Here is a 24,451-nt window from a genome sequence, read left to right on the forward strand (position 1 = left end):
CGGCACTCGGCATTGGGCTACAAAAGCCCGATCCTGTTCGAGGCGGCCACCTGACGCCGAGAAATTGGCTCTCCACTTTTCCAGGGCAAGTCCAAGCTTAACGCCGAACAAAAACTGTCCGGTCACGGGGGACCAGCTCTGTGAACATTGATACCCGCCTTCTACACGATGGTATGCTTATGTGGCCACCGTCCGGCAAGTGGGGCTGGTGCAGAATGGGGCGGTGTTCAGGCAACACCGCCCCGTCCCATTACCCGACCTGCAGGTCAACCGATTGCAGATCGACACTGTCAAAACCGATACTGATGGTGAAGCGGCCCGGCTCCACCCGGTGTTTCATGGCAATGTCCCAGATGGCGAAATCATCCGGGCCTAAGGTGAAGGTCAGGCTGGTGCTGGCCCCGGCATCCAGGGTCACCCGCTGGAACCGCTTCAGTTCCTTCACCGGGCGGGTGACGCTGGCCGCCAGATCGCGCAGATAGAGCTGTACCACCTGATCGGCGCGGCGATTGCCCTTATTGTGCAGGGTGACGCTGACCTCGACCTGCTCTTCAATCCCGATGGCGGTTTTGGACAGGCGCGGGGCATCGGCGGTGAAGCTTGAATAGGTCAGCCCATAGCCGAACGGGAACAGTGGCGTCACATCATCAAACAGATAGCCGCGCCGCGCGCTCGGCTTGGCATTATAGAAGACGGGCAACTGGCCGACATTGCGGGGGATGGTGACCGGCAGCTTGCCGCCCGGCGAGACGCGGCCGAACAGCACATCGGCCACACCATGGCCGGTCTGCTGGCCGAGATACCAGCCCTCCAGCAGGGCATCGGCCTTTTCGGCCAGCAGATTGACGGCAAGCGGCCGCCCGTTCAGCAGCAGCACGATCACCGGCTTGCCCAGCTTGAACAGCGCTTCCGCCAGATCCTTCTGGCGGCCGAACAGCTCCAGGCTGGCGCGGTCGCCCAGATGCGTCTTGGCCCAGGCCTCGCGGCTCAGCTGTTCATTCTCGCCCAGCACCAGCAGGATATGGTCAGCCCCGGCGGCCTTGGCCACCGCCTCGGCGATCAGATTGTCATTGATCGCATCGGCAACCGGCACAACCTCATCGGCCTCCCACACCCGTGCCTGGGTCAGGCGCACACCTTCGGCATAATCGACCTTCAGCGCCGGACCGGCGGCGGCGCGCACCCCATCCAGAACGCTGATCACCGCGCGCGGCACCTCGCTATAGCCGCCGATCGGCGTGTCGCGGGCATGGGTGCCGACCACCAGCAAGGTGCCGGCCGCTGCGGCATCCAGCGGTAGCAGGCTGTTTTCGTTCTTCAGCAGCACCAGGCAGCGGCTGGCCGCCTCCCGTGCCAGGGCCAGCGCGTCGGCGTTGGCGGTCTGCGCATCGGCCAGGGCTGGATCAACATAGGGGTTTTCGAACAAGCCGGCTTCAAACTTCATGCGCAATACCCGGCGCACCGCCTCATCGATCCGGGCTTCGGCAACCTTGCCGGCCCGCACCAGGGCCGGTAGGGCCGGGAAGGTCTCCCCATCGGGCAGTTCGATATCGACGCCAGCATCCAGGGCGCGCATGGCGCCATCCTGCAGGTCAGCGATCATCGAATGCACGGTCTTCAATTCGCGGATGGCGAAATAATCGCTGACCACAGCGCCCTGGAAGCCCCATTCCTGGCGCAGCACATCCTGCAGCAGCCATTTATTGATGTGGCTGGGAACGCCATCAATCTCATTATAGGAGGCCATGACCGCGCGGACGGGCAGGGTGCGCACCGCGCGTTCAAAGGGAGGGAAGAAATTTTCCCGCAGCGTGCGTTCGGAAATCTGCGCCGGGCCGACATTGGTGCCGCTTTCCGGCTGACCATGGCCGGTCAGGTGCTTCAAGGTGACGAACACCTTGTCGCGGGCCAGCGGCAGCGTTGTCCCCTGGAAACCGCGAATGGCCGCCAGCCCCATTTCCCCGACCAGCCAGGGATCTTCGCCATAGGTTTCCTCAATCCGGCCCCAGCGCGGGTCGCGGGCAATGTCCACCACGGGGGCAAGCGCCAGATTGGCGCCACGCAGCCGCATCTCCCGCGCGGCGACGCTGAAAACCCGCTCCACCATGGCCGGATCCCAGGATGAGGCCAATGCGATGGATTGCGGGAAGCTGGTGGCACCACGGGCGACAAAACCGTGCAGCGCCTCCTCATGCAGCAGCAGGGGAATGCCCAGCCGGGTCTGCTCCACCGCCCATTTCTGGGCGGCATTGGCATATTCCGCCGCTTCGCGCCCTTCGCGGTTGATCACATTGGCCTTGGCACCGGCGGCAATGGGCTCACCTTTCTTGTTCTTGGTGCCCACCCGATCCCCCGGCCGCGAAATCTGGCCGATGCCATGGGGGAAATTCTGCTTCGCCGCGCGGGCGGAGAAGGCGCCCTTATCATCCTGGATCTTGTCCTTCTCCTGCCAGACGCCCATCATCTGGGCGACCTTTTCCTCCAGATTCATCCGCCGTAGCAGATCGTCCACCCGCTGCGCCACCGGCAGCGACGGGTCACGATAAGGTTCGCGGGCTGCCAGGGCCGGTCGGGCCGTGAAGCCGGCTGCTGCGCCAAGGGCCAGCAGGCTGACACCGAAATGACGGCGGGACAAGGTGGGTGTCATCAAATTCCTCCCTTTATATCAGGCTATTATGATCATGTTGATCAGGGGCGGGTTTGTTGTCGCCCCGGCAGCGGGCGGGTGCCTTTATACCAATCTCCCTTGATCGTGACCGATCCAGGGAGATTTCGTGTTCCCTCATGCGCCGGGCGGGCGCTTCCGCGCCCTTGGCTTACGCCGCTACCAAGCGGCGGGCCGGCGGTCGCCGGCCTCCAACCCGCCTAAAGGTCAACCTTTAGGCGGGTTGGTATTACTTCGCCGGCCCTTCGAACGGCCCGGCCGGCTGGCGCGCGCTGTCATAAAGATTGCAGATCGGGCTGTCGGCCCAGCAATAGCGCACACGGGCGGCCGGGCCGTTGCCAACGGCCAGGGTGACCGTGTCGCCCGACAGGGTGGCATCGGCATAGCGGCAGCTGTCCGGCGCATCGCCGCAGAGTTCGAAGCCGACCGGCCGGTGATAGGACAGGGCGGCGAGCGTGCCGATAATATCGGTGAAGCGGACCTGGATGCTGTCGCCCTGGCGGGTGATGGCGGCCGGCACCGGACCGGAGGCGGGCACAGCCTCACCCCGCAGCAGCTTGCGCGCCGCCTGCGCCAGCCGGCGGGCGATCACCTGCTTGTTGGCGGGATGGATATCGTACCAGTCGCCACCCCCCAGCCCGACGGCCAGGGCGGCATTCGCATCGGCATCGACCGCCTGGCGCTGCGACCAGCGCAGCCGGGCCCAGTTGCTTTCCATCGGGTGGTCAGCCGGATAGCCCCATTCCGGCAATTGCACGATCAGAAAGGGCAGGTCGGCGCCGAACTGCCGGCGCCAGCCCGCCATCAGGCCACCCAGCAGGGCCTGATAGCGCACCGGCTGGGCGGCATTGCTCTCCCCCTGGTACCAGAGGGCGGCGCGCAGCCCATAGGGACCGATGGAGGCCAGCATCCCATTATGGATGGTGGAAAGACCATCGACCGTGCCCCAGGGCGCGCGCGGTGTCTGCGCCATGTCGGTCGGGCTGGGCTTGTACTGGAAGGGCAGTTTCAGCGGGATCAGCGTCCCATCGGCCAGTTCAATGGCCTGGGCGGCGGCTGAGCCATAAAGCCCGCCATCGCCATAGCCATCGATGACGGCAAGGGTGACGGTGTTTTCCCCGGCCTTCAGCAGCCGGGCGGGCAGCGGGTAGCGCCGGGGCGTGCCGGGGCCGTTAATGCTGCCGACCGGTTCGCCATTGACCCAGGTAACGTCTGAATCGTCCACCGGACCCAGGCGCAGCGCCACCGCCTGGCGCGCCTGTTCCGCCGTCAGGGTGACGGCGGCGCGCATCCAGACCAAACCATCATAGGCCGCCATCTCCGGCACGCCCCAGCTTTCCCAGGGGCGGAACGTGTCCGGCATGGGGCGCCAGCCCTGGCCCTGGGCGAGATTTTCGCGCCAGGGCTGCCCCGGCTGGCCCGTCCGCCGCCACCATTCCTGCCAGGTGGTGACGAACTGCACCAGACCGGCCCGGTCCTGCCGTGCATATCTGGCCAGCATGTCAAGCCCGGCGCGGTAGTCGGGCTGCCGCGCCAGTTCTTCCGCCGGCATCCAGGATTCAATCGTCGAGCCGCCCCAGGCGCTGTTGATCAGCCCCACCGGCACATCGACCTGGCGCCGCATCTCCCGCCCGAAGAAATAGCAGACGGCCGACATGTCGGTCACCGTCGCCGGCGTCACCGCCTGCCAGCGGACGGGGTTGCTGAACTGGTAACCCGGTACCGCCGCCGTTTCATGGGGGATGCCGAGATAGCGGATGTGCGGATGAACAGCGCCCGTCTTTTCCCGGTTGGTATCAAGCGCCCGCTGCACCGGCAATTCCATATTGGACTGGCCGGAACAGAGATAGACATCGCCGATCATGATATCGGCCGCCTGCTGCTGGTGCGGGCCGTCGCTGGCGGTCAGGGTGAAGGGACCACCGGCCGGCAGCGCCGGCAAGGCGGCCTGCCAGTGGCCATCCGGGCCGGCTGTCGCTGTGACGCTGGCCTGCCCCAGCGAGACGGTCACCGTGGCACCGGGGGCGGCACGGCCATAGACGGGGATGGGCCGGTCACGCTGCAATACGCCATGATCCTGGAACATCGGGTGCAGCAGCGGCGCGCCTTGCGCCGGGGCCATGCCCACCGGCAGCAGCGACGCGACAAGCAGGGCAAAGCGGGGGAGGGGCTGTTTCATCACCGGCCAGATCCTGGAGCAAAGGGGAATTGCAGCGACTGGTAATAGGCGAGCGGGTGCGGCGGCGGTGCCTCCCCCGCCGGCAGCGGCAAGCCATTGATCGATTGCCAATAGGCGACGCTGGCATCACGCCACCATTGCGCCTCCCGGCGCTGGATGGCCAGAAAGGCCGCAACTTCGGCATGGCGTTCCGGGTCGATCCGCCCCTTCAACCCCGCCCAATGGGCCGCCATCTGGTCAACCGTGGCGATGCCGCGCCCATAATGGTGCAGCAGTTCCGCCCATAAGCTGCGGCCCGACGGCATCTTGTGGTCCCAGCGCAGATGATGGAACCAGAGCAGGAATTCCGGCGGTGTCGTCTCCACCCTGTCGAACCGGTCGGCCAGGGGCTTGGCATATTGGGAAACGGCGTTGCTGCCGCGCCGCGTGCGGTCAAAGCCGATGCCATCCTTGTCGGCGCGGTGGTAATAAAGCGATGTCCAGTCCGGACGCGGCCCGCCCCCCACCCAGGGGCCGGGCCCGTAATGGTGGCTGTAGCCCATCAGATGATGCAGGCCGAGCGGCGTCATATAATCAACCACCGCCTGGCGTGACGGCAGCATCATCGCCAGCACCGGGTCGATGACGGCCGGATCGGGGCTGAAGGTGGCGGCGATCCATTCCCGTGCGATTGTTTCCGATGTCAGATCATGGTTCCAGGCCAGCCGGCCAAAGGCATACCAGTTGGCCTGATCGAATTGTGAGCCGGTCCAGTTGCGGTCGCTGCCGATATTGGCCACCCCGGCAATGGCCGATAATGTATGCCCATCCAGGCTGCCATCCACCACGCGGGCCACGGTGGCGCCCTTGCCGGGGCGGAAAGTGTCGGCCCGCAGCGTTTCCTGATAGAGCGGTGCCAGATAGGCCAGATGGGTGGCGAAGCCCAGATATTCCTTGGTGATCTGGAATTCCATCATCAACGGTGTCTTCGGCATGGCACCGAACAGGGGATGGAAGGGTTCGCGGGGCTGGAAATCGATGGCGCCGTTCTTCACCTGCACCAGCACATTGTCGCGGAACTTGCCGTCCAGCGGCACGAATTCATCATAGGCCTGTTTGGCGCGATCATCCGGCACATCGTGGCTGTAAACAAAGGCCCGCCACATCACGATACCGCCATGCGGCGCCACCGCATCGGCCAGCATATTGGCGCCATCGGCATGGCTGCGGCCATAATCCTGCGGGCCCGGCTGGCCCTCTGAATTGGCCTTGACCAGAAAGCCGCCAAAATCCGGGATGCGGGCGTAAATCGCGTCCGCCTTGGCCTTCCACCAGGCCGCGACGGCCGGGTCCAGCGGGTCCGCCACCGGCAGCCCGCCAATCTCCTTTGGGGCGGAAAAACGCGCCGTCAGATAGACCCGGATGCCATAGGGCCGGAAGATATCGGCCAGGGCCGCCACCTTTTCCAGATAGGGGTCGGTCAGGATGGTGGCGTTGGCATTCACATTGTTCAGCACCGTGCCATTGATGCCGATGGAGGCATTGGCGCGGGCATAGTCCTGATAGCGCGGGTCTTTCCAATCCGGCAGCTTGTGCCAGTCCCAGATGGATTGCCCGGCATAGCCGCGTTCAACATGGCGATCCAGATTGTCCCAGTGGTTGAGCAGCCGGCGGTCGATTCGCGGCACCTCCCTTATATCGAGCCGTTCCGCCAGGGGGCCGGCCTGCGCCAGCCGCAGCAGGTGGAACGCACCATAGAGCAGCCCCTGGGCCTGTTCCGCCGCCACGATGGTGCGGCCATCCTGGCGGCGGATGACATAGCCGTCGCGGCCCAACCCCGCCAGCGGCAGCGCCAGGGCCCGGATGGCCGGGTCACCGGCCAGACCGATCCGCAGCGGCGCATCAGCAGTGATGGCGACAGGCCGCGCCAGCAGACCCGACAGGCCACGGGACAGTTCCTGCACGGCCAGCAGGCCAGGATCGCTGGCGGCGATGGCGCCAAGCGCCGGTGTCACCTGCGCCAGCACCGGGGCGGGCAGGGGCCGGAAACGCAGCCACAGGTCATAGCCATCCTCGGCCCGGACCAGGGCAGCCGGCCCCAGAAGCGCCAGGCCCAGCCCAAGCAGCGCCGTGGCCAGCAGGCGGTGGAGATATGTCATGTTTCCTCCCTGATCGCCGCTTCTGCCGGGCGGCTTGGTGTGGATCGGTCCTTGCGATCCGCAACCGATGGTAATTTGGTAGCGTTATCAAATTTTGGCAAGTGGCTCTTGACCGTCACTGGTATGGTAGTATACATGAATGGTAACGGCAACGATGTTTGATAGATTGCCGCACTGAAAATCCCGCTGCCTGCGGCGGATTGACGGTGAAATGTTGGGGGAGAGACCCTTTGGAACGGGAACTGGAGCGGCCGGGCCTGCGGCCCATCGACATGGACAGCAACGAACCGGTGGCGCGCCGCGTCTTCCGGGAACTGCGCCGCGCCATTGTCAGCATGGTGTTCCTGCCGGGACAGGCTTTGTCGGAACAGGAGGTGGCGACACAGTTGGGTGTTTCCCGCCAGCCGGTGCGGGAGGCTTTCATCAAGCTGGCCGATGCCGGCCTGTTGCAGATCAAGCCGCAACGCGGCTCCTTCATCGTGAAAATTTCGGTGCGTCAGGTGTTTGATGCCCGCTTCGTGCGGGAGGCGGTGGAAATGGCGGTCGTTGCCCGTGCCGCCGCAGAGGCCACCCCGAGCCATATCGATGGCTTCCGCGCCACGCTGAAGCAGCAGATGGCGGCCGTGGCCGCCCGTGACAATAACCGCTTCATGGAACTGGATGAAGCGTTCCACCGCGACATCGCGCTGGCGGTCGGCTGCGACTATGCCTGGCGCGTGGTGGAGGAAACCAAAATCCAGATGGACCGCGTGCGTTACCTTTCCATAGCTGATGCCACGCCGCTGGCCCGACTGGTGGACCAGCACACGGCCATTATCGATGCCATTGCCGCGCATGATGCCGACGCCGCCCAGGCGGCCATGCGCACCCACTTGCGGGAAATCCTCACCTCCCTGCCGGAGCTGGAAAAGCGGTTCCCCGCCCTGTTCAACCATGATCTCGGCGATCCGGCTTCATAGAGCCCCGCCAGGAGCCAGCCTATGCGCATCACCAACGCCTATGTCATTGTCACGTCGCCAGGGCGCAACTTCGTCACTTTGAAGATCATCACCGACGAAGGGGTGTATGGCATTGGCGATGCCACCTTGAATGGACGGGAACTGGCGGTTGCGTCCTATCTGACCGACCATGTCATCCCGTGCCTGATCGGCCGCGACCCGCAGCAGATCGAGGATATCTGGCAATATCTCTACAAGGGGGCCTATTGGCGGCGCGGGCCGGTCACCATGTCGGCCATTGCCGCCGTCGATATGGCCCTGTGGGATATCAAGGCCAAGATGGCCAATATGCCGCTTTATCAGCTGCTGGGCGGCAAGTGCCGCGACGGGGTGATGGTCTATGCCCATGCCAATGGGCGGGACATTCCCGAAGCCATGGACCGCATCGCCTATTACCGGGAGAAGGGCTTCAAGGCCATCCGCGTGCAGGCGGGTGTGCCGGGGCTGGACAAGGTCTATGGCGTGCAGAAGGGGGAGGCCTATGAGCCGGCCATCCGTGCCGCCACACCGGATGAGACGCTGTGGGCAACCGAACCCTATCTGGATTTTGCGCCGAAGCTGTTTGAGGCGGCGCGTGAGCAGTTCGGCTGGGATCTGCATCTGCTGCATGATGTGCATCATCGGTTGACACCGATTGAAGCGGCCCGGCTGGGCAAATCCCTGGAACCTTACCGGCTGTTCTGGATGGAAGATCCGACGCCGGCGGAAAATCAGGAAGCCTTCCGGCTGATCCGCCAGCACACGGTCACCCCGCTGGCGGTGGGGGAGGTGTTCAACTCCATCCATGATTGCCGCGAGCTGATCCAGAACCAGCTGATCGATTATATCCGCACCACCGTCGTTCATGCCGGGGGCATCACCCATCTGCGGCGCATCGCGGCGCTGGCCGACCTCTATCAGGTGCGCACCGGCTGCCACGGCGCCACCGATCTTTCCCCGGTCTGCATGGGGGCGGCGCTGCATTTCGATCTCTCTGTGCCCAATTTCGGGGTGCAGGAATACATGATCCATAATGCGGAAACGGATGCCGTTTTCCCGCACGCCTATTCCTATCAAGACGGTGCCCTGCATCCCGGCGAGGCGCCGGGCCATGGCGTCGATATCGACGAGGAACTGGCGGCCAAATACCCCTATACCGCCGCCTATCTGCCGGTCGCGCGCCTGCGTGACGGCAGCATGTGGAACTGGTGATCCCCCGGCGAAAGCCGGGTCTTAAAACAACAGGGTTCAGCGCTGGCATGGCCAGGCGGACGGGGGAACAACCCCCGCTGCCATCGCTGACCGGGATGGGAAACGGAAGAAGATGCCGGATACGGTGCAAGGCGCGCAATTGCGGCGGGGACGACGGTGGATGGTGGTGGCGCTGCTTTTCGCGGCGACGGTGATCAATTATGTCGACCGCCAGATGCTGGGGCTGCTGAAACCGTCCCTGTCCGTGGAATTCGGCTGGACGGAAACCGACTATGCCGACATTGTCTTCGCCTTTCAGGCGGCCTATGCCGTCTGTTACCTGCTGTTCGGGCGCTTCATTGATCTGATCGGTGCCCGCTGGGGCTATGCGCTGGCTTTCACCGCCTGGAACCTTGCCCATATTGCCCATGCCGCCGCAACCACCCTGGCCCAGTTCATGCTGGTGCGGGTGTTTTTAGGCGCCGGCGAGGCCGGCAACTTCCCGGCTGGCCTGAAGGCGGTGGCGGACTGGTTCCCCAAGAAGGAACGGGCGCTGGCCGTTGGCATCTTCAATGCCGGGGCCAATGTCGGGGCGATCATCACGCCGTTGATGGTGCCCGCCATCACCCTGGCCTGGGGCTGGCAGGCGGCGTTCATCATCACCGGCGTGCTCAGCTTTGCCTGGCTGGCCGCCTGGCTTGGCTTTTATCGCTCCCCCGAACAGCATCCCGGCGTGACGGCGGCGGAACTGGCCCATATCCGTTCCGATGCTGAAGCGCCGGTCGGCCGGGTCGCCTGGGGCGCGCTGTTGCGGCGGCGGGAGACCTGGGCCTATGCCTTGGCCAAGTTCCTGACCGACCCGGTCTGGTGGCTGTTCCTGTTCTGGTTGCCGGATTTCCTGCACCGGACCTATGGGCTGAATCTCCAGGGGTTCGGCCCGCCGCTGGTGGCCATCTATATCCTGTCCGATGTCGGGTCGGTGGCGGGGGGCTGGCTGTCCTCGCGCATGATGCGCGGCGGCATCGGCATCAACCGCGCCCGCAAGGGGGCGATGGCCGCCTGCGCGCTCTGTGTGCTTCCGGTGATCTTCACCACCTCGGCGGACCATCTCTGGCTGGCGGTGCTGCTGCTGGGGCTGGCCACGGCCGGGCATCAGGGTTTCTCTGCCAATCTGCTCACCCTGCCATCGGACATGTTTCCCCGTACTGCCGTCGCCTCGGTGGTGGGGATCGGGGGCATGGCCGGTGCCGTCGGTGGCATGTTGATGTCGAAATTCACCGGTTTCGTCCTGGATACGACCGGCAGCTATACGCCGATCCTGCTGGTGGCGGCGGGGGCCTATCCGCTGGCCCTGCTGCTGCTTCACCTCTTTTCGCCGCAGCTGCGCCCTGTCGCAGGGGAGGTGCGCTGAGAGGCTGCATCTGATCCTTGTCACCGTAAGGGAATCGGCAGTATCGCGCCGGCCTTTTACGGAAATGTTAGCGCTATCATTTTCCATCTATCATCTTCGAATAATAACTGGCCATCGGCGATGGCCTTACCCAAGGGAGGGGATGACCATGAGAGAGCGTTCACATCACCATCATTATGCCGCCAAGGCGCTGCTGCTGGCGACCTGTCTGGCCGGCGCTGCCGGGACGATGGCGCAGGCCCAGACGGCCCGCGTGTCCGGCAGCGGGGATGAGCTGGAGGAGATCGTCGTTACCGGCTTCCGCAACAGCTTGGCCAATTCCACCAATGCCAAGCGCGATGCTACCGGTTTCCAAGACAGTATCTTCGCCGAAGATATCGGCAAGTTCCCCGATACCAACATTGCGGAAAGCTTCAACCGCGTTCCCGGTATCACCATCAGCCGCGAAGTGTCGGGCGAAGGGTTGAATATTGCCATCCGTGGCCTGGGCACCAACTTCACCCGCGTGCTGTTGAACGGCGCCCCGGTGGCCGTCGCTTCCACCGGCCGCACTGATTCCCAAAACACCAACCGCGAAGTCGACCTGGACATGTTCCCGACGGAGCTGTTCAGCCAGCTGACCGTGTCGAAGAGCCCCAATGCCGGGATGGTGGAAGGGGGGGCCGCCGGCACCGTGAATATGCGCAGCGCCCGGCCGTTTGATGCCGCAGGGCCGCGGGTCAATTATTCCATCCAGGGCACCAAGAACAGCAATGCCGACAAATGGGGCGGCCGTGGATCGGCCCTCGCCAGCAATACCTGGGGCAAGTTCGGCGCGCTGATCGGCGTTGCCGCCGTGCGCAACCAGGTCAGCACGCCGGGCTTTGAGACCATCGGCTGGACCAATGCCAACCTGACCGCAGCACAATGCGGCGGTGCCTCACATTGTGTTACCACTGCGGGCAACACCAGCATTGGCGGCAACAACTGGTCCATCCCTGGCACGATACCGGCCAATGCGGGCAATGGCTTGACGCCGGGGGCTACCCTGGACCGTGCCGCCTTGCTGGCGCTCAATCCTGGCCTGACGCTCCAGCAGATCGATAATGCCCTTATCCCACGCCTCGGCCGTCCGGCGGAGGTTTTTGGCACCCGCGACCGCATCAACTCCATCGTGGCGCTGGAGCTGAATGCCACCGAAGACCTGCATTTCTATGTCGATGGCATGTATGGGAAGAAGAAGAACGACCTGGAGCGGGTCGACATGAACTGGGTCGGCCGCAACGGCGCCATGATCCCGCTGAACATGAAGGTGGATCGTACAGATTGCTCCGCCGGTTGCGTGGTGACGGAGGGTACCTTCGCCAATGCCCAGTTCTTCCTGGAATATCGCCCCTTCCTGGAGGATACGGAGTTTTACGGCATCAATCCCGGCTTTGATTATCAGATTACCGATAATTTGAAGCTGGATATGCAGGTCAATTACACCAAGTCCAAGTTCCACCGCGAATCCCCGACCGTCGGGCCGCTGACGCCGGCCAGCTCCGGTGTCACGGTCACCTATAAGAATGATGGGGGCATCCCCAGCATTGTGCCCAACATCGACCTGAATGATCCCAAACAGTTCGCCTGGACCGGCGGCCGCGTCAATATGCAGGACGAACGCCGTGAGACCGAAACCAAGGGTGTGCGCGGCAACCTGACCTGGGGCGAGGAGACCCTTAATCTGCGGGTTGGCGGCGCCTATGATGACGTAACCCGGCGGATCAGCGCCTATGACAATAGCCAAGCCTGGCAGAATGCCGTCTGCGGCAACAACCCGTCTGTCTTCCTGCCAAATCCCAATACCCAGCCGCCCTGCACCGGCCTTAACCAGGCGGGGGCCACGCCGCCGGCCGGTTTCCCGACATATCCCGGCTATGGCACCGGCTTTTCCGCCGGCGGGGCGCCCATTACCTATGGCGGTTCGCTGATCCCCAGCAGCGCCCTGGCCAACTATCTGCGGCCCGGCAAGTTCGGCTTCCTGACGGTGGATTGGGAGAAGTTCAAGGCCGACAGCAAATATGACCAGTTCCATGACAATACGCCGGAAGCCGGCTCCTCCAACACCGGTGCGTCGGGCGGCTTCATCGGGGAGAAGACCCTGGGTGCCTATGGTGAGGTCAACGGCATCCGCGAAGTTGACGGCAATGACCTGCGTTTCAATATCGGAATGCGCTGGGTGCGGACCGATCAGGAGGTGGGTGGCCGTGTCTCGCTGCCTGATCCGCGCAATGCCCGCCCGGACCTGCCGGGCGGCCAGCTGCCGGATGGCGCACGCTATCCCAACGTCAACAACTTCGTCTATATCAGCAACAAGTACGATAATTGGCTGCCGTCGGCTTCCGCCGCCTATAATGTCTCCGACCATGCCGTCGTCCGTGCGGCTTTGTCGAAGACCATGACCCGGCCGGACCCCAATGCCCAGTTGCCGGGGCTGAATTTCTCCGGCCCGTCGGCCGATGTCGGCACCGTGGGCAATTCGGCGCTGGAACCCTATCTCTCGGAAAATATCGATCTCGGGTTCGAATATTATACCGGGCGGGAGGGCTATATCGGCATTGCCGCCTTCCGCAAATCGATCACCGGCTTCACGGTCAATGGCTCCACCACCGTGCCCTTCTCCGCGCTGGCACAATATGGTGTGACTTATGACAGCCTGTCGGCAACGCAGCAGGCGGCCATCAATGCCCGTGGCGGCCCCAATACGGCGACCGTGGTGCTGCAGCAGCAGGTCAATGCCGATGGCCGGTTGAAGGTGAATGGCCTGGAATTCAACTGGGTGCAGCCGCTGGACTTCCTGCTGGAAGATATCGTGCCGGGCCTGGGCTTCCTGGCCAATGCCACGATCATCGATCAGAAGGGCAGCGGCGCAGCACCGGCCGTGGCCATTGGTGTGGCCGATTACACCTATAACGTGACCGCCTATTACGAACATGGCGGCATTTCCGCGCGGATTTCCCAGACCTTTACCAAGGGGTCGCAATCCAGCGGCAGCAACCAGAATGGTATCCCGGCAGCGGCCCTGTTCAGCGATGATTACCGCCAGTGGGACTTTTCCTCCAGTTTCGACCTGGATGCGCTGACCGGTTACAAGGGGCTGCCGCAGATCACCTTCGATGTGACCAACCTGACCAAGTCAAAGCAGCGCAGCTACTACCAGTTCGAGAATGCCACGTTCACCCAGTATGAGCCGGGCCGCACGATTACCATCGGTATGCGGGGCCGTTTCTGATCCGCGACCGGCTGGGACGATCCGTCCGTCCCAGCCGGGCCTCCCCTGTCTTCCCCCCGCCGGGTCGCCACTCCCATCGGCCCGGCGCACTTACGGCCTGTCCTGCGGGGCAGGCCGTTTCCTTTTTTGGCGCCGTCAATCCCCGCCGCTTGCCACTTCGGCAAAGGGGCCGATCATGGTGCCGACAAAACCACCGGCCGCCGCGGTGGAAAGGATGGTGCCATCGGCATCCGTCAGCACCGGCCGCCAGGGGCCATCCGCCGCTGCCACCGCGAAATCATAGCGGCCGCCGCGCGCCGTGATCCGCAGCCGCAGCGGCCCTTCCGCCGCCACCGGCAGCAGGGCCAGCAGGCGCCCATCGGCCGGGTCGGCCTTGCCGCTGCGGCTGGCGACCTTGACAACGCGGCCGTCTGTCGCCTTTTCGATGGTAAAGCGGTACCAGAAATCATCATTCTGCATCGCGGCCAGCCCCGCCCGTTCCCCCTGCCGCTGCGGCATGAACGTTACGGCCGTGGTGACGCTGGCGTTCATATGCTGCTGGCGCCGGGCCCAGAAGGCCGGGTTGCCCCGGTCGGACAGCCCCACCGGCTTCAGGCGCAGCGTCAGGCTGCCGGGATGGCTGGTCAGGTCATAGCCGTCGCCCTTGGGATTGCGCGGGGTCATCCAATAGGGGGGAAGCACGGTACCGGTGAAATCGTCCCGGATGCTGAACGGGCCGCTGGTCGGCACGGCGGCGGCCGGCTGGGGCGGCAGGGCAGGGCGGGCCGGCGTCAGGTCAATCGCCTCCCCCGGCCGGGTCATCTGCGGCCAGCCATTGACCCAGCGGACCGGCAGCAGAAAGGTTTCCCGCCCGGTATTATACGCATTGCCGTGATAGGGGCGAACGGCCAGGAACGGGGCCCACCAGTCACCATCCTGTGTTTCCACCAGATCGGCATGGCCGGCGGAGGTCACGGGATAGGGCCGATCGGCCGGCAAATCCCGCTGGGTCAGGAAGGGATTATCCGGTCCGGGCTGGAACGGACCGGTGGCGGCGCCCGCCCGGAAGACGACCTGGGAATGGTTGACGGCCGTCCCGCCCTCTGCCGCGGTCAGATAATAAAAACCGTCCTTCTTGAAGATATGCGGCCCTTCGATCCAGACCGGCTTTTGCCTGATATCGACCCCGCCATCAACCAACAGGGTGCGCGGGCCAAATGTTTTCAGGGTCTTGGTGTCAAAGGCCTGAATCCAGATGGCGCGATGGCCATCATAGCGCGGCACGCCCACCGGCGGGCCGTTATTGACGATATAGGCCCGCCCGTCATCGTCGAAGAACAGCGACGGATCGATGCCATCCTTCAGGTCGGGCAACCAGATCGGGTCGCTCCACGGGCCGGCCGGATTTTTCGCGGTGATGATGAAGTTGCCGCCACAATCAACGCAGGTATTGATGATGTAAAATATGCCCGCGTGATGGGCGATGGCCGGGGCGAAGACGCCCCGCGACAGGCGAAGATCACCGAAATCCAGCATGGTGGGCCGGTCGATGGCGTTGCCGATCTGCGTCCAGCTGACCAGATCGCGGCTATGGAAGACGGGAATGCCGGGAAACCAGGCGAAGGTGGACGTCACCAGATAATAATCGGCGCCAACCCGCGTGATTGACGGATCGGGATAAAAGCCGGCCAGGATGGGGTTGCGGAACTGCTGCGGGCCGGGTGTCGCCACCGCGTCAACCGGATCGGCGCCCTGATATTCCACCCAGGCAAACCGCGCCTCATTCGCCCGTGCCGGCAAGGCACAAGACAAGGCAAGGGACAGCAGCAGTGACGATGCCCAATGTGCCGGACCCATATTTCCCCCCGATAATTTATGGTGATGGGATGATGATGTTAGCGTTAACTTTTCGCCATGCAGCCGGCCCGTCAGGGCGGGGCGGCGGCGATCAGCATCTTGCCGCCCGGCATCATGTATACTACCATACCAGTTAAGGGGCCAGCCTGTCGTCGGTGATGATAGCGATATCAATCCCGGACAGCAGGGCCACCCGCACCGCGACCGATGGCAAACATCGGCATTTGCTGACGAGGAAACCGCCTTGATCCCTGCAATACGCCTTCGCCCGGCCGGCAGCGCCGGCCCTGCTGTCACACAGGCCGCGAAACGGCTGCTGTCGGCGGCCGGGGCCGCAACAGCGCTGCTGCTGATCGCTGCGGCACCGGCCGTTCACGCCTGTGATAAGCCGGTCAGTGTCTGTGAGAAGATGCGGCCGGGTAGCCTGCCGCTGATCCAGGCGGGACATCCTTTGCCGGTTTATGTTGATCCGGCGGCCGATCCGGCGGTGCAGCATGTCGCGGCCAGCCTGCGCGCCGATCTGGCGCGGGTCAGCGGCCATGAAGCGGGCATGCCGGCCACCCTGGCCGATGTGCGGGGGCCGGTGATCATCATCGGCGTCCTGGGGGCCAGCCCGACGATTGATGCGCTGGTTGCGGCCGGTACGCTGGCGCTGCCCGATCTGGCCGGGGAATGGGAAGGGTTCCGGCAGGTGGTGGTGGAAAAGCCGGCGCCGGGCATTCCGCAGGCGCTGGTCATTGTCGGGTCTGATCGCCGGGGGGCTGTCTATGGCGCCTATGACCTGTCGGAACGGATCGGTGTCTCCCCCTGGGTCTGGTGGGCCGATGTGCCGGTGGCGCGCCGGCACGACCTGTATCTGGTTGCCGGTCAGCGGGCCGACCGGCCGCGCGTCAAATATCGCGGTTTCTTCATCAATGATGAGGACCCGGCCTTCAGCGGCTGGGCCAAGGGGAAATTCGGCGGCATCAATGCCGATCTTTACGCCCATGTCTTCGAATTGCTGTTGCGGTTGAAGGGCAATTACCTTTGGCCGGCCATGTGGGCGCCCAAGGCCTTCAATGATGATGATCCACGGAACAAGGTGCTAGCGGACGCCATGGGCGTGGTGATGGGCACGTCCCATCATGAACCGATGACGCGGGCCCAGGCGGAATGGCACCGCAATAAGGAGCAAGGCATTACCGGCGGCCGTTGGGATTACGCCAGCAATGCCGACAATCTGCGCGCCTTCTGGCGCGGCGGCATCGAACGCATGATGTCGAAGGGTGATGGCCGGGGCTATGAAAGCCTGGTGACCGTGGGGATGCGCGGCGACGGTGACGAACCGATGTCGGAGGGAACCGCAACCCAATTGCTGGAACAGGTGGTGGCCGACCAGCGCCAGATCATCGCCACGGTGACGGGCAAGCCCCCGTCACAGACACCGCAGGTCTGGGCGCTTTATAAGGAAGTGCAGGATTATTATGATCACGGAATGCGGGTGCCCGATGATGTGACCCTGCTTTTCGCCGACGATAATTGGGGGCAGATCCGCCGCTTGCCCGTGCCCGGACGCGATCCGCTGGATCGGGCCGGCGGCTATGGTGTCTATTACCATTTCGATTATGTGGGCGGCCCCCGGAACTATAAATGGATCAACACGATCCAGATATCCAAGGTCTGGCAGCAGATGAACCTTGCTTATGAAAGCGGGGCCCGCAACCTGTGGATCGTCAATGTCGGTGACATCAAGCCGATCGAATATCCGCTGGATTTCTTCCTCGACATGGCATGGAACCCGGAAGCCATGACCCCGGCGGCGCTTGCCGCCTTCCCGCAGCAATGGGCAAGCCAGACCTTCGGGACCGCCCTGGGGGCGGAGATCGGCGCGGTGATGGCAACCTATGGCACCTATGCCGCCCGCCGTAAGCCGGAACTGATCGACCCGGACAGTTTCCCGCTGGGCGAAGGGATGGGGCCGGTGCTGGATGGCGGCCCGTTCGGCGTTATGGTGGCGGATTGGCGGGCCTTGGTGGCGACAGTAGCCGCGATCAAGGCCCGGCTGCGCCCCGACCAGCAGGACGCCTATTTCCAACTGGTTGAACATCCCGTCCTGGCCCTGGCCAATCTCTATGAGATGTATTACGCGGCGGCGTGGAACAAGCGCCTGATGAGCCGCAATGATCCGCGCGCCAATTTCTTCGCCGATGAGGTTGAACGGACCTTTCGCCGCGACGCTGAACTGACAGCGCATTATCATGCGCTGCGGGGCGGTAAATGGGCCGGCATGATGAACCAGATCCATATGGGCTATGTGATCTGGCAGACACCGACGCATCAGACCATGCCCAGCATCAGCCGCGTATCGGCGGACACGCCGCCCGACCGGCTGGCCGCCCAGATCAGATTTGCCCCCGCCCGCCCGGCCGACCCCGCGATCATCCACCTGCCCGCCTCGGCCTTTGACCGGGCGGTGGGCGCCAAGGGCCTGTCTTGGCAGGTGCTGCCGCATCTGGGCCAGGGGGATGCCGTTGTGGCCCTGCCGCAGGGCCGCCCGGCAACCTCACCCGATGATGGGATGCGACTGGAATATGGGGTGGAGATTCCGGCCGCCGGCAGCGCCCTGGTGACAGTGCGGCTGTCACCCACCCTGGATACCAGGGGCGGGCAGGGGATCGCCATCGGCCTTTCCCTGGATGACGGGCCTGTCCAGATCGTGAAATCGCACCTGATCCCGACCCCTGGGGAGGCCACCAGCCCGGAACAGGTGGCCTGGGTGGAGGCGGTGAAGAATAATGCGCACCAGGTGCAGGCGCGGTTTGACGGCGTGACCGTCGGACGCCATGTCGTGAAGGTCTGGCGACTGGATGATAATGCCGTGCTGGAGGCCGTGACGGTCAGCCAATGATCCGGGTTTGCTTGATGAACAGGAGCCTCGTTTCAGAAAAGCCGGTAGCAACCTTTACGATGCCGCCGGCAGGTCGCGCAAGCTGAACGCCAGATTTAACTCTATCCGCTTGCGGCGCCAGTCCGCTGCAAGCGGGCGTGGATAGGGGGCGGCGGCCCTGACCTGATGCAGGGCGGCCTGATCCAGGCTGCGATGGCCGGAACTGTTCAGCAGTTCCACCTTCAGCAACCGTCCCCAATTATCCAGTTCCACAGCGATCCCGACAATTCCTTCCAGCCGGGCCTGGATAGCGTGCTGGGGGTAGCGTTTGTGCCGGTTGATCCAGGCCAGAACCTCCGCCTCATAGGAAGCGGGCTGAACCTTGCCGCCGCCCTGACTGCCATCACGGCCGGTATCCATGTTGCGCCGGTCCATCTGGTCACCGGCAATGCCCTGGCTGCCCGTATCGGATGGGGTAGGGGCGTGGGAGATAGCGGCAGGGCTGGGCGTGGCGTGTTGTGACTGCGGCGCGGCCGGCTGGATCTGGATCGGGACGCTGCTTACCCGCAGCATGGGCGGCGGGGGCACCCAGTGCGAGACCGTCACGGGCACGGGCTGGTCCGTCTGCACGGCTTGCTGCGGCTGCGGTACAGGGGCGGACAACAAGATCAGCGCGCCCTGACGGGCCCCCCGCGATCCGTCGCCGGGATGGGGAAGTGCCAGCATCCAGGAAGCCAGCGTTCCCATGGTGAACAGCCCCAAGAGTGCCATATGGGATGCCGCCACCAAAAGAGCGGGCAATGCGCGCGGCTTTGCCGTGGGCTCCCCGCATCCGGTGCGCAGACGCCAGAGCGGCCTGCGCGCCTGCCACCGGAAAGGGACAGGCACCGGCGCAGAAGCCACCTTGTCCGGGACGTGATCCCTTTCCAGCACGGGGCGACGAAAGGCAACGGCCGCCAATCCAACAAACTCCCCTTGTGTTCGGCGCCACCGGATTGCGGTTGCCTGTCGACAAATGTGACAATATTGAAATTGCAGATCATTCGCAATTGCAATATGCCATGTACAGCCCTCTCCCAAGGCCAGGCCGTTGGCATGTTGGCGCCGGCGATAGAGGGCGCTGATCCGAACCGATCAGATCGGATCAGCGCGAATGGGTATGAATGGATGAGTATGGGGATGAAAATGGGGTTCATGTCAGGCGGTCGTTTGCGCGGCCGGGCTTTGCTTGGTGTTTCCACGGTTGCGCTGTTCGCTGTGCCCGCCTTGGCACAGCAGAATGCCGGCACGGCGGAGACGGGCCAGCGCCCCACCATCGCGGTCGAAGAGAGCACCAACCCGCCGACGGCCGCCTATGAAAGCACGGATGTGGTGGCGACCGGTCGATCGGTGATCGGTCAGGAAGCGGTGCAGTCGCGGCAGACCGGCAATGGCGATGCGATGGAGTTGCTGAAGATTCTGCCGCATGTTCAGTTCAGCCGCAGCCAGTACAGCACCGACGCCACCGATATTCAGGATATTCGCCCGTCCGACATCTCTATTTCCGGTGGCCGTTATTACGACAATTACTTCGCCATCGATGGGGTAGGGGCCAATTCCCGTCTGGATGTTGTTGATACGTCTGGTGCTCTCAATCCGGCTGACGCCTACGAAGTGGCGGGCAATCATGCCCAGAGCATCTGGGTTGATCCGTCCCTGATCGGCAGCATCGTTGTTGAAGACAGCAATATCAGCGCCGAATATGGCGGCTTCACCGGCGGCGTAGTGGATGTGCAGACGAAAAAGCCGGAAGCCCGCTGGGGGGCCACGGTTACCGGCAACTATACCAGCGACGGCATGGTGAATTTCAAGGTCAGCAAGGCCGACCGGGCGGCCTATGGCGCTGACTTGGCCCCGAAGGTGGATTTTGAGAAATACCGTTTCGGCACCACGCTGAACATGCCGCTGGCCGACCGCACCCGTGTGCTGCTGGCCGCCAACCGCAGCCAGTCCAAGGTTGTTTATTACAAGACGGCAGCTTATGGCGGTACGTCCTCGCCACGCACCAGCACCAGCGACAATTTCATGCTCAAGGCCGAGCAGGATCTGGCGGATGATCTGTTGCTGACAGGGCAGCTGACCTACAGCCCCTATCGCAGTGAATTTTCTTCCAACAACCGCATCGATGATCTTTCCCGCACCCATGGCGGTGGCCTGTCCGGCTATCTGAATCTGGCCCGCAAGGGCCAGCGCGACGACTGGTCGGTGAAGCTGTCGCATACCTATTCGGATACGGATCGCGAATGGGCGCCGATCCATTATTCCTGGTCGTCCCGATCGCAGCGCGGGTCGTTCTGCAGCAGCACCAATTGCAGTGAAGGCGGTTTCGGCGATATCAACCAGCAGCAGACCGATACCGCGATCAAGGCGGACTGGACCCACCGGTTCGACAGTGCCGGCACGCTGCGGCTGGGCACGGAATATACCCGCGTTGAAGCGAAAAAGGAGCGGCCGGAAGATAACTACGCCTATAGCCGTGGCGTTGTTGGGGCCAATATCGTCTGCAATACCAGCCTGGTCTGCATCGCCGGCGATACGGTCTTGACCCAGTACAGCGTCTATAAGGCCTACAAAGCCGATGTGGGGTTGAACAGCTTCAACGGCTGGAGCGAATATAATCTCAGTTGGAACCGGTTCGATCTGCGGGCAGGCCTGCGGTATGATTATGAGAGTTTCCTGGGTAATCATGATATCAGCCCGCGCCTCAGCGTGGCCACGGCATTGCCTTGGGGAACAACGCTGACCCTGGGGGCCAATCGCTATTACAGCCGTGGTTTCCTCGGCTATGCGCTGCGGGAAAAATATCCCGATAGTTACACCTACCAGCGCGAGGCTACCGTCAGCGGTGGCCGGCAAGTCTATAACGATGATTGGCAGCTTTCCAGCTATTCCAAGACCACGCGCTATTCCCATTCCAATCTGGATACGCCCTATTCCAATGAATGGACAGCTGCCCTCTCGGCGCCTCTGCCCTGGGGTTCTGTCCGGGTCAAGGGTATCCTGCGCAACAATAAGGACGAGATCACCCGCAAGCTGACAGCGGACAGCTACAGCTATGTCAACCCGGTGACCGGGCGCACCAACACCTATCGCAACTACACCGTCAGCAATGACGGGGAGAGCCGGTATCGCGGCGTGTCGGTGGAATGGAACGGCACCTGGCGCAATCACAGCTTGGCGCTGAACGGCGCCTGGAGCAAGACCAAGAGCAACTCGGAAAGTTATTACGATCCGGCCGATGCGCTGGAAGCGGAAGGCGATATGGTTGTCTTTGAAGGACAGCTGGTCTCCGAAGCGGATATTCTGGCCCGCAACCGCCGGCTGGATTTCAGTACGCCCTGGAACGTCAATGCCGCCTTGACCTCAACATGGTGGGAAGACCGTATCACCACCGTGCTGCATGGGCGCTGGAAGGCCGATTTCGAGCGTATCCAGGCGTCGGGGCGGAGAACCACGATCTCCGGCGTCAGCTATGACATATGGGAACAGCGCCAGTTTGATGGCTGGCTGGATCTGGGGCTGAATGTGCAGGCCAAACTGGTGGAAACCGGCCTTGGCGGGCTGACCGCCGAGGCGCGGATCACCAACCTCCTGGACGCGCTGCCCAACACGGCAACCAGCGCCTCCAACCCCTACCAGATGGGCCGATCCATCTGGATGGGCCTGACCTACACCTACTGACGGGCCTGTCGATCATGCGTATCTGGATGGCAGGTGCCCTGGCGGCGGTCATGCTGGCCGCCGCCTGTTCCACCCCCCCAAGCCGGCCGCAGGCCGCCACCGGCGATCCGGCAGCTCCGGTGGATATGGCGATGCTGCGCCGGCTCTATGCCGGTCCGCCGGAAAGCTGGCCGCGCCCGACCCTGCTGCCGGGGGCTGATTTCAGCGAATTCGGACCTTTGCCGCCGCCCCCCCAGCCGGCGGACAATCCAGCCACGCTGGAGAAACTGGCCCTGGGCAAGCGGCTGTTTGACGATCCTCTCCTGTCCGGATCGGGACAGATCGCCTGTTCCAACTGCCATAATCCGGAACTGGGTTGGGGCGATGGGATCCGAACCTCCTTCGGCCATAATCGCCAGCGTGGCGCGCGCAATGCGCCGAGCTTGATCGGTGTGGCCTATCGGAAGAGCTTTTTCTGGGATGGACGGGCGGCAACACTGGAGGAGCAGGCAAAGGGCCCCATCGCCAATCCGGTGGAAATGAACGCCGATGCGGCAGAGATTGAGGCCCGGTTGAACCGGCATCCTGATTATCCAACCCGTTTCGCAGCGGTATTTGGTCCGGGGCCGGTCACCATCGATCAGGTGGCGCTGGCCCTGGCCGCATTTGAGCGCACCATCATGCCACGTCGCAGCCGATGGGATCGTGCTTTGGAAGGGGGCACACAATCCCTGTCGGATCAGGAACTAACGGGGTTGCATCTGTTCCGCACCAAGGCCGGGTGCGCCAATTGCCATAATGGCCCGCTGCTCAGCGACGAGAAGTTCCATAATCTCGGCCTCAGCTTCTATGGCCGTCCGCGCCAGGATCTGGGGCGGTACGCGGTGACGGGCAAGGCAGAGGATGTGGGGGCCTTCCGTACTCCCACATTGCGCGGCGCCGGTACCACCGGCCCCTATATGCATGATGGCCTGTTTCCCAATCTGGAGGGGGTGGTCAATTTCTATAATGCCGGGGGCGCGCGGCCACGGCCGCGGGCGGATCAGGCCCATGATCCACTTTTCCCCACCACCACACGCTTGCTGCAAAAACGTGATCTCTCGCGGGCGGACCGCGAAGCCCTGGTCGCTTTCCTGCGCACGTTGTGAAGAGTGTACTTACCCTCACGCTAGATTGGGAACGGCATCCAGGCTTTTGATCTTGCGGGAATAGACACCCAACGGCTCAATATGCACGGTTGCCGTAATGGCGAACGTGGTCTTCAGCGTGGCCTCGTCCGTTTCCAGATAGGGCTTGTGCTGGAAGAAATTGGCGTCAACATCGCCCGCCAGCGTCAGGTCGTTGACGCGCAACTCGCCCGTTATTTCAATGATCTTCAGTTTCAGGTCGGGTGCCAGCTTGCGCTGGATGAAGGCCAGGATTTCCGCGTGCGGCACGGCCGATGCCAGCACCTTCAGCGGGGCATCATCGGCCAGCACCACCCCGGATGGCAATAGGCCAATGCCAAGGGCGGCGGCGGACAAGGGCAGCAGGGAACGGCGTGAAAGCGGGCGGGACATGCGGCCTCTGGATTGCGGTTGTTATCGTGGAAAAATCTCAGGCCCCAGGGGCCAGCAGGTCGGCATAATGGCGTTGGGCCACGCGCAGATCGGCCAGAAAGGCGTCCCGTTCGGCCGATCCGGCATTCAGGCGGCGGAGATCGAGAACCGGCAGCGTTGTCATCGGGTGTTCCTTCAAATTCGATTTCGGCAAGCACGGGTTCGCCCAAAGCCAGCAACCCACCGGGGATGCGGTTCCGCATTCCCGGTGGGTTGAAGACCTGCCCGTCCATGAATTTCCGGGCGGCAATCGCTGTGAAATGGGGGGTGATCTGAAAATGTTTTGGCGGGTAAATCCGCCGCGAGCATTGGGGAACCCGCGGCGGATCCCACACCCCCTGTCGTCTGGCCGGAAGCATCCTGGCGACAGGGGGCGTTTGGCGGAAGCGGGATCAGAAATCCAGGTCGCTGCCCGGTGCGGCGGGACCGTTGGTCTTCTTTTCCGGCTTGTCGGTGATCAAGGCCTCGGTGGTGATCAGCAGCCCGGCGACCGAGGCGGCATCCTGCAACGCCACCCGCACCACCTTGGCCGGATCAATGATCCCGGCCTTCAGCAGGTCGGTGAATTCGCCCTTCTGCGCGTCATAGCCGTAGTTGGTGTCAGTGCTTTCCAGCAGCTTGCCGGCCACCACCGAACC

At 63.5% G+C, this 24,451-nt stretch carries 15 protein-coding genes; 7 read left to right on the forward strand and 8 right to left on the reverse strand.

Features of this window, described 5'->3' with window-relative positions:
- Nucleotides 1-250: 250 nt before the first annotated feature.
- The 3 genes from CHB97_RS24755 to CHB97_RS24765 form a co-directional block, all read right to left on the reverse strand.
- The gene (locus tag CHB97_RS24755; protein WP_089290706.1) at nucleotides 251-2,647 is read right to left on the reverse strand and encodes a glycoside hydrolase family 3 N-terminal domain-containing protein; all 2,397 of its coding nucleotides are present in this window, start codon (nucleotides 2,645-2,647) and stop codon (nucleotides 251-253) included.
- A 247-nt stretch (nucleotides 2,648-2,894) separates the two neighbouring features.
- On the reverse strand, nucleotides 2,895-4,844 hold the full coding sequence (locus CHB97_RS24760; RefSeq protein ID WP_089290707.1) for a sialate O-acetylesterase: 1,950 nt from the start codon (nucleotides 4,842-4,844) through the stop codon (nucleotides 2,895-2,897).
- Nucleotides 4,844-6,982, reverse strand: coding sequence for an alpha-glucuronidase family glycosyl hydrolase (locus CHB97_RS24765; RefSeq protein ID WP_089290708.1), 2,139 nt, complete (start codon nucleotides 6,980-6,982; stop codon nucleotides 4,844-4,846). Before CHB97_RS24765 ends, CHB97_RS24760 begins: the two co-directional genes overlap by 1 nt.
- Before the next feature lie 230 nt (nucleotides 6,983-7,212).
- On the opposite strand from CHB97_RS24765, the gene CHB97_RS24770 reads away from it, so the two are divergent.
- The 4 genes from CHB97_RS24770 (at nucleotide 7,213) to CHB97_RS24785 (ending at nucleotide 13,814) form a co-directional block, all read left to right on the forward strand.
- Nucleotides 7,213-7,941: a GntR family transcriptional regulator gene (locus CHB97_RS24770; protein WP_244559697.1), complete on the forward strand. Its 729-nt coding sequence runs from the start codon at nucleotides 7,213-7,215 to the stop codon at nucleotides 7,939-7,941.
- 21 nt (nucleotides 7,942-7,962) lie between these two features.
- Nucleotides 7,963-9,171 carry a D-mannonate dehydratase ManD gene (gene manD / locus CHB97_RS24775; RefSeq protein WP_089290709.1) on the forward strand — a complete coding sequence of 403 codons (1,209 nt, stop codon included), beginning with the start codon at nucleotides 7,963-7,965 and terminating at the stop codon, nucleotides 9,169-9,171.
- A 112-nt stretch (nucleotides 9,172-9,283) separates the two neighbouring features.
- Nucleotides 9,284-10,561: an MFS transporter gene (locus CHB97_RS24780; protein WP_089290710.1), complete on the forward strand. Its 1,278-nt coding sequence runs from the start codon at nucleotides 9,284-9,286 to the stop codon at nucleotides 10,559-10,561.
- 148 nt (nucleotides 10,562-10,709) lie between these two features.
- Entirely contained in the window at nucleotides 10,710-13,814 is a 3,105-nt protein-coding gene (locus tag CHB97_RS24785) for a TonB-dependent receptor (protein WP_089290715.1), read from the forward strand.
- Between the two features lie 135 nt (nucleotides 13,815-13,949).
- Here the strand turns inward: CHB97_RS24785 and CHB97_RS24790 are convergent, their stop codons facing one another.
- Nucleotides 13,950-15,650, reverse strand: a complete 1,701-nt coding sequence (locus CHB97_RS24790) for a glycoside hydrolase family 43 protein (RefSeq protein ID WP_089290711.1) — start codon at nucleotides 15,648-15,650, stop codon at nucleotides 13,950-13,952.
- 244 nt (nucleotides 15,651-15,894) lie between these two features.
- Here CHB97_RS24790 and CHB97_RS24795 point away from each other — a divergent pair, with 244 nt between their 5' ends.
- Nucleotides 15,895-18,537 (forward strand): glycosyl hydrolase 115 family protein, encoded by a 2,643-nt coding sequence (locus CHB97_RS24795; RefSeq protein ID WP_200820120.1) that lies wholly within the window; start codon nucleotides 15,895-15,897, stop codon nucleotides 18,535-18,537.
- 54 nt (nucleotides 18,538-18,591) lie between these two features.
- Here the strand turns inward: CHB97_RS24795 and CHB97_RS24800 are convergent, their stop codons facing one another.
- Nucleotides 18,592-19,287 (reverse strand): energy transducer TonB, encoded by a 696-nt coding sequence (locus CHB97_RS24800; protein ID WP_089290717.1) that lies wholly within the window; start codon nucleotides 19,285-19,287, stop codon nucleotides 18,592-18,594.
- Between the two features lie 423 nt (nucleotides 19,288-19,710).
- On the opposite strand from CHB97_RS24800, the gene CHB97_RS24805 reads away from it, so the two are divergent.
- Together CHB97_RS24805 and CHB97_RS24810 are read left to right on the forward strand one after the other, a co-directional pair.
- Entirely contained in the window at nucleotides 19,711-22,236 is a 2,526-nt protein-coding gene (locus tag CHB97_RS24805) for a TonB-dependent siderophore receptor (RefSeq protein ID WP_160106251.1), read from the forward strand.
- A 14-nt stretch (nucleotides 22,237-22,250) separates the two neighbouring features.
- Nucleotides 22,251-23,363: a cytochrome-c peroxidase gene (locus CHB97_RS24810; RefSeq protein WP_200820121.1), complete on the forward strand. Its 1,113-nt coding sequence runs from the start codon at nucleotides 22,251-22,253 to the stop codon at nucleotides 23,361-23,363.
- A 15-nt stretch (nucleotides 23,364-23,378) separates the two neighbouring features.
- On the opposite strand, the gene CHB97_RS24815 is transcribed toward CHB97_RS24810, so the two are convergent.
- The 3 genes from CHB97_RS24815 to CHB97_RS24820 form a co-directional block, all read right to left on the reverse strand.
- Nucleotides 23,379-23,774 (reverse strand): MetQ/NlpA family ABC transporter substrate-binding protein, encoded by a 396-nt coding sequence (locus CHB97_RS24815; RefSeq protein ID WP_089290713.1) that lies wholly within the window; start codon nucleotides 23,772-23,774, stop codon nucleotides 23,379-23,381.
- A 37-nt stretch (nucleotides 23,775-23,811) separates the two neighbouring features.
- Nucleotides 23,812-23,937 carry a hypothetical protein gene (locus CHB97_RS27005; protein ID WP_256387138.1) on the reverse strand — a complete coding sequence of 42 codons (126 nt, stop codon included), beginning with the start codon at nucleotides 23,935-23,937 and terminating at the stop codon, nucleotides 23,812-23,814.
- Nucleotides 23,938-24,205: 268 nt separating this feature from the next.
- A partial coding sequence (locus tag CHB97_RS24820) for a TCP-1/cpn60 chaperonin family protein (RefSeq protein ID WP_305764491.1) occupies nucleotides 24,206-24,451 on the reverse strand: 246 nt, incomplete at its 5' end.

The sequence above is a fragment of the Azospirillum sp. RU38E genome (genome assembly GCF_900188385.1).
Classification (GTDB): Bacteria; Pseudomonadota; Alphaproteobacteria; order Azospirillales; family Azospirillaceae; genus Niveispirillum.

Coding starts and splice junctions, on each gene's coding strand:
- CHB97_RS24755 (WP_089290706.1), bottom strand. CDS start 2,647: ATGACACCCACCTTGTCCCGCCGTCATTTCGGTGTCAGCCTGCTGGCC.
- CHB97_RS24780 (WP_089290710.1), top strand. CDS start 9,284: ATGCCGGATACGGTGCAAGGCGCGCAATTGCGGCGGGGACGACGGTGG.
- CHB97_RS27005 (WP_256387138.1), bottom strand. CDS start 23,937: ATGACAACGCTGCCGGTTCTCGATCTCCGCCGCCTGAATGCCGGATCG.
- CHB97_RS24765 (WP_089290708.1), bottom strand. CDS start 6,982: ATGACATATCTCCACCGCCTGCTGGCCACGGCGCTGCTTGGGCTGGGC.
- CHB97_RS24760 (WP_089290707.1), bottom strand. CDS start 4,844: ATGAAACAGCCCCTCCCCCGCTTTGCCCTGCTTGTCGCGTCGCTGCTG.
- manD (WP_089290709.1), top strand. CDS start 7,963: ATGCGCATCACCAACGCCTATGTCATTGTCACGTCGCCAGGGCGCAAC.
- CHB97_RS24810 (WP_200820121.1), top strand. CDS start 22,251: ATGCGTATCTGGATGGCAGGTGCCCTGGCGGCGGTCATGCTGGCCGCC.
- CHB97_RS24800 (WP_089290717.1), bottom strand. CDS start 19,287: ATGGCACTCTTGGGGCTGTTCACCATGGGAACGCTGGCTTCCTGGATG.
- CHB97_RS24790 (WP_089290711.1), bottom strand. CDS start 15,650: ATGGGTCCGGCACATTGGGCATCGTCACTGCTGCTGTCCCTTGCCTTG.
- CHB97_RS24785 (WP_089290715.1), top strand. CDS start 10,710: ATGAGAGAGCGTTCACATCACCATCATTATGCCGCCAAGGCGCTGCTG.
- CHB97_RS24815 (WP_089290713.1), bottom strand. CDS start 23,774: ATGTCCCGCCCGCTTTCACGCCGTTCCCTGCTGCCCTTGTCCGCCGCC.
- CHB97_RS24805 (WP_160106251.1), top strand. CDS start 19,711: ATGTCAGGCGGTCGTTTGCGCGGCCGGGCTTTGCTTGGTGTTTCCACG.